The organism is Micromonospora sp. NPDC007271 (genome assembly GCF_040634005.1).
Taxonomy (GTDB): domain Bacteria; phylum Actinomycetota; class Actinomycetes; order Mycobacteriales; family Micromonosporaceae; genus Micromonospora.
Map to the genome: position 1 here is coordinate 1 of NZ_JBEYER010000163.1, position 9,909 is coordinate 9,909.

The 9,909-nt window shown below is 75.3% G+C and carries 5 protein-coding genes; all 5 read left to right on the forward strand.

Annotated features, from left to right (window positions below):
* Window positions 1-1,241 (forward strand): non-ribosomal peptide synthetase (locus tag ABZ570_RS32575; protein ID WP_358071797.1); only part of this gene is annotated, 1,241 nt, incomplete at its 5' end.
* Entirely contained in the window at window positions 1,238-6,730 is a 5,493-nt protein-coding gene (locus ABZ570_RS32580) for an amino acid adenylation domain-containing protein (protein ID WP_358071799.1), read from the forward strand. The genes ABZ570_RS32575 and ABZ570_RS32580, both read left to right, overlap by 4 nt.
* Complete coding sequence (locus ABZ570_RS32585; RefSeq protein ID WP_358071801.1) at window positions 6,727-7,884, forward strand: saccharopine dehydrogenase NADP-binding domain-containing protein; 1,158 nt, start codon at window positions 6,727-6,729, stop codon at window positions 7,882-7,884. Before ABZ570_RS32580 ends, ABZ570_RS32585 begins: the two co-directional genes overlap by 4 nt.
* Window positions 7,881-9,101, forward strand: coding sequence for a Gfo/Idh/MocA family oxidoreductase (locus ABZ570_RS32590; protein ID WP_358071803.1), 1,221 nt, complete (start codon window positions 7,881-7,883; stop codon window positions 9,099-9,101). The genes ABZ570_RS32585 and ABZ570_RS32590 overlap by 4 nt, the downstream gene beginning before the upstream one ends.
* The coding region (locus tag ABZ570_RS32595) for an alpha/beta fold hydrolase (protein WP_358071805.1) at window positions 9,098-9,909 on the forward strand (812 nt) is incomplete at its 3' end. The genes ABZ570_RS32590 and ABZ570_RS32595, both read left to right, overlap by 4 nt.

Genomic DNA, 9,909 nt, shown 5'->3' on the forward strand with positions numbered 1-9,909 from the left:
TGGGGCCGCAGGATCGGGTGTTGGCGGTGTCGGCGTTGGATTTCGACCTGTCGGTGTATGACATTTTCGGCCTGCTCGCGGCGGGTGGGGCTCTGGTGATGGTGCCGGAGTCGGGTCGGCGGGATCCGCTGGTGTGGCTGGAGTTGGCGCGGGCGCATTCGGTGACGGTGTGGAATTCGGTGCCGGCGTTGCTGGACATGGCGTTGACCGCTGCGGGTGAGCGGGGCTTGGGCGGCAGTCTGCGGTTGGTGTTGGTGTCGGGTGACTGGGTGGGTCTGGATCTGCCTGGTCGGGTGCGGGCGGTGGCGTCGGGGTGCCGGTTCGTGGCTCTGGGTGGGGCGACGGAGGCGGCGATCTGGTCGAACGCTTGCGAGGTGGATGAGGTGCCGGCGGGGTGGCGGTCGGTGCCGTATGGGCGGCCGTTGCGGAATCAGTGTTATCGGGTGGTGGATGCGCGGGGTCGGGATTGTCCGGACTGGGTGCCGGGGGAGTTGTGGATCGGTGGGTTGGGGGTGGCCGAGGGTTATCGGGGTGCGCCGGAGTTGACCGGGCAGCGGTTCGTTACCCATGACGGGAGGCGTTGGTATCGGACGGGGGATCTGGGCCGGTACTGGCCGGACGGGACGTTGGAGTTTTTGGGCCGTCGGGATCATCAGGTGAAGATCCGGGGGCATCGGATCGAACTCGGCGAGATCGAAACCGCCCTCACCCAACACCCCGACATCGCCGACGCGACCGTGGTCACCGCCGGAGAGAACCGGCAGCGCCTCGCGGCCTTCGTCATCCCGGCCGCCGCCGGGGTCGACCTCGACGCGCTCGGGCCGTTCCTGGCGGACCGGCTGCCCGCGCACGCCCTACCGGCCAGCATCGAACCGCTACCCCGCTGGCCGCTCACCACCAACGGCAAGATCGACCGGGCGGAGCTGACCCGACGCGCCGACGAGACCGCCGCGGCCGCCGCGTCCGACGACGACGGGCAGCTGCGCGGCGACCTCGAGGTGACCCTGGCCAAGATCTGGGCCGAGCTTCTGGACCTGCCCACCGTCGGCCGCGGGCAGAACTTTTTCGCCCTGGGCGGCGACAGCGTCCTGGCCACCCGGCTCGTCGCCCAGATACGCGAGCTGCTCGGCCTCGAGCTGTCCATGCGCCAGGTCTTCGACAGTCCCACCGTCGCCGGGCTCGCCGAGCGGATCGCCGAGCGCCAGGCGGGCGACGACGCATTCGAGGAGGGTGTGCTGTGAGCGTGGCAACGCTGATCGACGAACTGCGCGACGCCGGGATCGAACTCTGGGAAGAGGCCGGCCAGCTGCGGTTCCGCGCCCCGAAGGGTGCGATGACCGCGCAGCGACGCGACGCCGTCCGGGAGCACCGGGAGGAGATCCTCGCCCACCTGCGCGCCCGGGCCGTCACCCTCATCCCCGGCCCGGACGGCCGGTACCAGCCGTTCCCGCTGACCGACGTGCAGGCCGCTTACCTGGTCGGCCGCCACGACGCGTACGGCTCAGGCGGCACGGCCTGCCAGGTGTACGGCGAGCTGAGCTACCCGGACCTCGACCCGGACCGGCTGGCGCGGGCCTGGAACGCGCTGATCGCCCGGCACGACATGCTCCGCGCCACCGTGCACCCCGAGGGCCACCAGCAGGTCGCCGCCGAGGTGCCGCAGTACAACATTCCCGTCACCGACCTGCGCGACGGCGACGACGACCAGCTGGCCGCCGCGGTCGAGGCGGTCCGCGCCGAGCTGAGCCACCGGGAGTACGAGCCGGCCCGGTGGCCGCTGTTCGAGCTGCGCGTCACCCGCAGCCCCCGGCGCAGCGTGCTGCACGTCTCGGTGGACTTCCTCATCGCCGACTACCTCAGCATCCAGCGCCTCCTGGTGGAGCTGCACCAGCTCTACGCCGACCCCGACGCCGTGCTGCCCCCACTGGACATCACCTTCCGTGACTACGTGCTCGCCGAGCGGCGGCTCCGCGACGGCGGCCGTTACGAGCGGGACCGGGCGTACTGGTGGGACCGGCTCGACGAACTGCCGCCCGCCCCGGAGCTGCCCGCCCGGCCGGAGGCGGCGAGCGGCCGTTTCGAGCGCCGCCAGTCCACGCTGGACCCGGCCGCCTGGGCCGCCTTCCGCCGACACGCGGCCAGCCGCGGACTCACCCCGTCCGCGGCGGTCCTCGCCGCGTACGCGGAGGTCATCGGCCGGTGGAGCCGGCACCCCCGGTTCACCCTCAACCTCACCCTGCTCAACCGGCAGCAGCTGCACGAGCAGGTCGAGCACCTGGTCGGCGACTTCACCACGGTCAGCCTGCTCGCCTGCGACACCACACCCGACGCGCCGTTCCACCGGCGGGCGGCGGCCCTCGCCGCGCAGCTCTTCGACGACATGGACCACCGGCTCTGCTCCGGCGTCACCGTGCTGCGCGAGCTGGCCCGCCGCCGCGGCCGTGAGGCGGCCCTGATGCCGGTGGTCTTCACCAGCACCATCGGGCTGGGCGAGGCCGACGGCGGCGAGTTCGAGTACGGCATCAGCCAGACCCCGCAGGTCTGGATCGACTGCCAGGCCGTGGAGCGCGCCGGGGGGCTGGTGCTGACCTGGGACGTCCGGGAGGGCGTCTTCCCGCCCGGTCTGGTGGCCGACGCGTTCGCCGCGTTGGCCGGGCTGCTCGCCGACCTCGCCGCCGGCGAGGCGGCCTGGGACGCCGACAGCCCGGTGCCGCTGAACGCCGAACAGCAGCGCCGGCGGCAGGCCGCGAACGACACCGACGGGCCGCTGCCCGACGGGTTGCTGCACGCCCCGGTGCTGGCGCAGGCCGCGCGTACCCCGGGCCGCCTCGCGGTGCGCGACGCCCGGGTCGCGCTGACCTACGGCGAGCTGGTCGCGCGGGCGGGGGCGGTGGCGGCGGCGCTTCGCGTGGCCGGCTGCGCGCCCGGCGACCGGGTGGCCGTGGTCATGGACAAGGGCGCGGAGCAGGTGGTCGCGGTGCTCGGCGCGCTCGCGGCGGGTGCCGTCTACGTGCCGATCGACACCGTCCAGCCGCCCGCCCGGCGGGCCGGCATCATCGTCGACGCCGGCGTCCGGCACGTGCTCACCCAGCCGTGGCTGGCCGACGGTCCCTGGCCGGACGGCGTCACCGCCCACCCGGTCGACGCCACCGCTCCCGTCGAGCCCGGCACCACGGACCTGGGCGACGCGGCGGGTGCCGGGCCGGACGACCCGGCGTACGTCATCTACACCTCCGGTTCCACCGGCACCCCGAAGGGCGTGGTGATCAGCCACCGGGGTGCGTTGAACACCATCGTCGACATCAACGACCGCTTCCGGGTGGGGTCCGGCGACCGGGTGCTCGGCCTGGCGAACCTGGGCTTCGACCTCTCGGTCTACGACATCTTCGGCCTGCTCGCCGTCGGTGGTGCGGTGGTGCTGCCCGACCCGGCCCGGCGCGGCGACCCGTCGCACTGGGCCGACCTGGTCGCCCGGCACGAGGTCACCGTCTGGAACTCGGTGCCGGCGCAGCTGCAGATGCTCGCGCACTACCTCGACGGCGACCCGGAGGTGCGGCTGCCCGCGCTGCGGCTCGCGCTGCTGTCCGGGGACTGGATCCCGGTCCCGCTGCCGGACGCCGTCCGGGCCCGGGTGCCCGGGCTGGAGGTGGTCAGCCTCGGTGGCGCGACCGAGGCGTCGATCTGGTCCATCCACCACCGCATCGGCGAGGTCGACCGGGAGCGGCCGAGCATCCCGTACGGCACCCCGCTGACCAACCAGCGGTTCCACGTGCTGGACCAGGCCGGGCGTCCCTGCCCGGAGTGGGTGCCCGGGGAGCTGTACATCGGCGGGGCCGGCCTGGCCCTCGGCTACCTCGGCGACCCCGCCCGCACCGCCGAGCGCTTCGTCACCCACACGGTCACCGGGGAGCGGCTCTACCGCACCGGCGACCTCGGCCGGTACTGGCCGGACGGGTCGCTGGAGTTCCTCGGCCGCGAGGACAGCCAGGTCAAGATCCGGGGCCACCGGATCGAGCTGGCCGAGATCGAGACGGCGCTGCGCGCCCACCCGGCGGTCGCCGACGCGGTGTGCGAGGCGGTCGGGGAACGGCTCACCGACCGGCGGCTGGCCGCCTTCGTGCAGCCGGAGCGGATCGCCCCGGACCGGGCCGACGCCGAGTGGGCGCGGGACGTGGTGACCGCCGCCCGGGCCGAGGGGGAGCACGCCCGCTCCGGCGTGGACCCGCAGCGCTTCGTCGAGTTCGCCGGCCTGCTGGACACCGCCGCCCTGGCCTCGATGGCGGCCACCCTGCACCGGCACGGCCTGTTCGCCACGCCCGGCGCCTCGCACGACCTGGCCGATGTGGTTGCCGCGACCGGCGCGGCCGAGCAGCACCACCGGCTGCTGCGACGCTGGCTGGCCGCGCTGACCGCCGAGGGCCACCTGACCCGCGACGGCGACCGGTACACCGCCACCCGCTCCTTCGACCCGGCCTGGGCCGAGCAGGCGTGGCAGGCGGTCCACGCGGCAGGCGCCGACGTCGACCAGGCCCCGGTGCTGACCCGGTACTTCGCGGAGAGCGCCGAGCGCCACGGCGAGCTGCTCCGCGACGAGATCGACCCGCTGCGCGCCCTCTTCCCCGAGGGCAGCCTGGAGATCGGGCTCTCGGCCTACCGGGACAGCGCGATCAACCGCTACGTCAACGCCGTGGCGACGGAGACGGTCCGCGCGGTGGCCCAGGCGCATGCCGGCCCGGCACCGCTGCGGCTGCTGGAGATCGGCGCCGGGGTGGGCGGGGTCAGCCACGACGTGATCCCCGCCCTGCGCGGCCTGTCGGTGGAGTACCTGTTCACCGACGTCACGCCGTTCTTCCTGAACGAGGCGCGGGCCCGGTTCGCCGACGACGACTGGGTCACCTTCGCGCTGTTCGACATGAACCAGGACTACCGCGCCCAGGGGCTGGCACCCAACTCGCTGGACGTGGTGCTGTGCAACAACGCGCTGCACTACGCCCGCCACCTGCCCCGGCTGTTCGACCGGCTCCGCGAGCTGCTGCGGCCCGGCGGCTGGCTGGTCTTCATCGACCAGACCCGGGACAACTACCAGATCATGTCCTCGATGGAGTTCGTCGAGGCGCAGGCGGACTTCGAGGACGAGCGGCGCGGCCGGGCCGAGACGTTCCTGCCCCGGGCGGACTGGCTGCGGCTGCTCGCCGACGCCGACGCCGAGCTGGTCGGCTGCCTGCCCGAGCCGGACGACGTGTTCGCCCCGCTGGGTCAAGCGGTCTTCGTGGCCCGGTTCAAACGGGACCGCAGCCGCATCGACCCCGACGACCTGGGCCGGCACCTGGCCGAACGGCTGCCGGAGTACATGCTGCCCAGCCAGGTGCAGCAGGTGGACGCGCTGCCGTTGACCGGCAACGGCAAGGTCGACCGGGCGGCGCTGCGCGGCTGGCTGCCGCACGAGGAGGACACCAACGCCGCCGGCCACGAGCCGCGCGACGAGCTGGAGCAGCGGCTCGCCGCGCTGTGGGCCGAGCTGCTGCAGCGTCCCCGGGTCGGCCGTAACCAGGACTTCTTCCAGTCGGGGGGCGACTCGCTGCTGGTCAGCCAGCTCGCGGCGCGGCTGCGCGAGCGGGTGCCCGAGGCGTCCCGCTACTACTTTGACAGCCTGCTGCGGCAGATCCTGCGCGAGCCGACGGTCGCCGCGCTCGCCGAGTTCCTGCGCCGGCCGGTGCCGGAGGGCAGCACCGGCGAAGCCCCGGCCACCCCGGCCTCGCCGCTGGTCCCGCTCGGCGGCGACGGGGACGGGCCGTCGTGGGTGGTGGTGCACGACGCCACCGGGACGATGGCTCCGTTCGTGGCCCTGGCCCGGGAGTTGGCCGGCACCGCGCCGACGTTCGGGCTCGCGGTGACCAAGGTGGACGCGTACCTGGACGTCGACCCGGCGACCCTGGTCGAGCGGCTCGCCGCCCGGTACGCCGAGCTGCTGCTCGCGCACGACCGGCCGGTGCACCTGCTCGGCTACGGCAGTGGGGGGTCGCTCGCCGTCGAGGTGGCCCGCAACCTGCTGGAGAGCGGGCACCCGCCGGCCGGGCTGACCCTGCTCGACGGGTACCCGCTGCCCATCCGGGTGACCGACGACCTGCTGGTGGAGTACGAGTTCGCCCGCGTGATGGGCGTCGACCCGGCCCGGCTGGGGTTCCCCGCCGACGTGGACGCCGTGCGCCGGGCGATCCGCGCCGCGCTGCCCGCCGGTGCCGCCGAGCTGTCCGCCGGGGCGATCGCCGGGCTCGACGGCACCGACGCGACCGTGGAAGACGACGGGGTGCGCGAGGTCGCCGCGACGTTCCGCAAGCTGGCCGAGGTACCCCAGCCGGAGCGGCTGGGCGGCCTGGCCCGGGCCCTCACGCACGCCCGACCGGACCTCGACGCGGAGGGTTTCGTCGGCGCCCAGTACCGGGTCTTCCGGCACAGCCTCGCCGCGTTCGGCGCCCTCGACCTGCAGCCCTACCTGGGGGATCTGGCCCTGTTGCGGACCACCGCCGGCGACGGCCCGCTGCTGGCCGACGACCCGGAGTCGGACTGGCGGGACCTGTGCCTGGGCGAGGTGGCGGTCGGGGAGATCCCGGGCGACCACTTCGCCTGTCTGCGTGAGCCGCACGCCGCGGCGGTGGCGCGGGCGGTGCACGCGGCGGCGCGAGCCGGCGCGGACCATCCGACCGGGGCGGCCGGCGAGGGGGCCCGGTGAGCGCGCGGCGACCGGTGACGGTGGTCGGTGCCACCGGCGCGGTGGGGCACGCCGCCGCCGGGTTCCTGCACCGGGTGGGCGTACCGCTGCGGCTGGTGGGGCGTCGGGAGTCGGCGCTGCGGTCGCTGGCCGGGGAACTGGCCGGGCCGGCGGACGGGCCGGCGCGGGTGGCGGTGGCGGTGGCCGACCTGACCGACCCCGACGCGCTGGAATGGGCCTGCGCGGGCAGCGGCGTCGTGGTCAACTGCGCCGGTCCGGCGACGGCGGTCGGGGCCCGGGTGGCCGTCGCCGCCGACGCGGCCGGGGCCCACTACGTGGACGCGGCCGGGGACGACTTGCTCGACGGGCAGCTGGCCGCGGCCGGGCTGCCCGGCCCGGGTCGGGTGGCGGTGCTGGCCGCCGGGATGAGCCCCGGCCTGACCGGGCTGCTGCCGCGCCTGCTCGCCGGGCGGCCGTTCACCCGGGTTGAGCGCCTGACCGGGTACGCCGGTGGGCGGGACCGGTTCACCCCGGCCGCCGCCGCCGACTACCTGGCCAGCCTGACCGACGGGTACGGCCACGCCGGGGCCGCCTGGCGCGACGGCCGGGTGGTGGCCGGCGCACTGTCGCCCCGGCTCGGCGAGCCCGCGCCGTTCTTCCCCGGCCTGGTCAGCGCCTTCCCCTACCTCAGCGGCGAGCTGCGCCGCGTCGCCGCAGACCTGGGGCTGGTCGAGGCGAGCTGGTTCAACGTCTTCGACGGCGAGCACACCCTGGCGCTGCTGGGCCGGCTGCGATCCGGCACCGGCGGCGGCGACGGCGTCGAGCCCGGCGAGGCCGCCCGGCAGCTCTGCCACGCCGCCGAGCTGGACGCCGCCGGGCTGCGCCCGTACCAGCTGTTCGTGCTGGAGATGACCGGGGTGACCGACACCGGGCCGCTGACCCGGACGCTGGTGGCCCGCGCCCCGGACGCGTACCTGCTCAGCGGCGCGGTCGCGGCGCTGGCGGCGCTCGCCGTCGCCGACGACGGGCTGCCGCCCGGGCGGCACCGCGCCGACGCGGTGCTGCCCCCGCAGCGGTCGGTACGCCGGCTGCGCGACTGGGGCGCGCTGCTGTCGGTGGAGGTGTCCGACGTGGCGGTGGCCGCGGCGGCCGAGGTGGAGGAGGGGGTGCTGTGAGCGTGACGACGCGGCCGGCCGGGCCGCGCGGTGGCGGGGACCGGTGGCGGGTGGTGGTGGCCGGCACCAGGTTCGGGCGGATCTACCTGGCCGGGATCGCCCAGGCCGCTGACCGCTACGAGCTGGCCGGGGTGCTGGCCCGCGGCGGGGAACGGTCCCGCGCCGTCGCCGCGCACTACCAGGTGCCCCTGCTGACCGACGTCGACGAGCTACCCGACGACGTCGACATCGCCTGCGTGGTGGTCGGTACGGCGATCAACGGCGGTCCCGGGGCGCAGCTGGCCGAGGCGCTGCTCGACCGGGGCGTGCACGTGCTCCAGGAGCATCCCATGCACCCCGACGAGCTGGCCCGCTGCCTGCGCCAGGCCCGCCGGGCCGGCGTGGCGTACCGGCTCAACACCCACTACCCGCACGTGGCGCCGGTGCGCCGGTTCCTCGACGCGGCGGCCCGGCTGGTGGCCGCCGGCCAGCGTCCCCTGTTCGTCGACGCGATGGCCGGCATCCAGGTCACCTTCAGCCTGCTCGACATCGTCGGCCGGGTGGTCGGCCGGCTGCGTCCGGCCGGGTTCGCCGACCCGGTGGCGCTGCCCGATGCGGTGCGCCGGATGTCCGAGGTGGACGTGCCGTACCGAAGCCTGGACGGCGTGATCGGCGGGGTGCCGGTCACCCTGCGGGTGCAGAACCAGCTCGACCCGGCCGACCCGGACAACCACGCCCACCTGCTGCACCGGGTGACCGTGGGCTTCCCCGGCGGCCTGCTGACCCTGACCGGTACGCACGGGCCGGTGCTCTGGTCGCCGCGGGCGCACCTGCCGCGCTCCACCGCCGACCTGGTCGACCTGGCCGCCGCACCCGAGGACTACCTGGACCTGCCGAGCGCCGCGCCGCTCGGCCCGGCGGTCGCCGAGAGCTACCGCGAGATCGTCGGCGGCCTCTGGCCGCAGGCGGTCGCGGGGGCGCTGGACGAACTGGTCCGGGTCGCCACCGGCGAGCACGACGGGCAGGGCGAGGGCCAGTACCACCTCGGCATCTGCCGGCTCTGGCAGGAGGTGACCCGCCGGCTCGGCCCGCCGGAGCTGCGGGAACGCCCGGAGCCGCACCCGCTGGCGCCGGCGGTGGCCGGCGCCGACGCCGTGTCGGCCCCGCTCGCCACCGGCCGTGACCTCGACCCGTCCGCCCTCGCCCCGATGACCGAACGACAGGAGGTCCGCTCATGAAGCAGTACGGCGCCGGTGGGCTGCTGCGGTGTTTCGACCCGCGCCCGTTGCCGGGATTCCGGCTGGTCTGCTTCCCGCACGCCGGTGGCACGGCTGCCTTCTTCCGCCGCTGGCACGCCGCCCTGCCCGCGTCCGTCGAGCTGTACGCGGCGCAGTACCCGGGCCGGGAGGACCGGCTCGGCGACCCGATCCCGCGGGCGCTGGGCGAGCTGGCCGACGTCGCCGCCGAGGCGCTCGTCCCGCTGTCGACCGCCGGGCTCATCCTGTTCGGACACAGCATGGGCGCCGCCCTGGCGTACGAGGTGGCGCAGCGGTTGGAGCGGGCCGGGCGGCGGCCGGAGCTGCTCGTGGTGTCGGGCCGGCCGGCGCCGCACCGGCAGCGGGTGGAGACGGTCCACACCGGCGGGGACGAGGCGATCCTGGCGGACCTGCGTCGCCTCGGCGGCACCGCCGGGGCGGTGCTGGACGACCCGGCGCTGCGGGAACTGGTGCTGCCCAGCCTGCGCGCCGACTACCGGCTGATCGAGAACTACTGGCCGGCCGACCCGCTGCCCACTCTCGGTTGCGCCGTGGCCGGGTTCAGTGCGGCCGGGGACACCGAGGCGAGCGATGAGGAGATGCGCGCCTGGGCCGACGTCACCACGGGCCGCTTCGACAGCCGGGTGTTCCCAGGTGAGCACTTCTACCTGCGCGACGCCGGTCCGGCGGTGGTCGGCGAGGTGATGCGGTTGCTGGGCCACGCGGCGAGCGTCTCCCAGCCACGCCGACGCCTACCGCGCCAACTTCCAGGCGTACGCGGCAAAGCTGG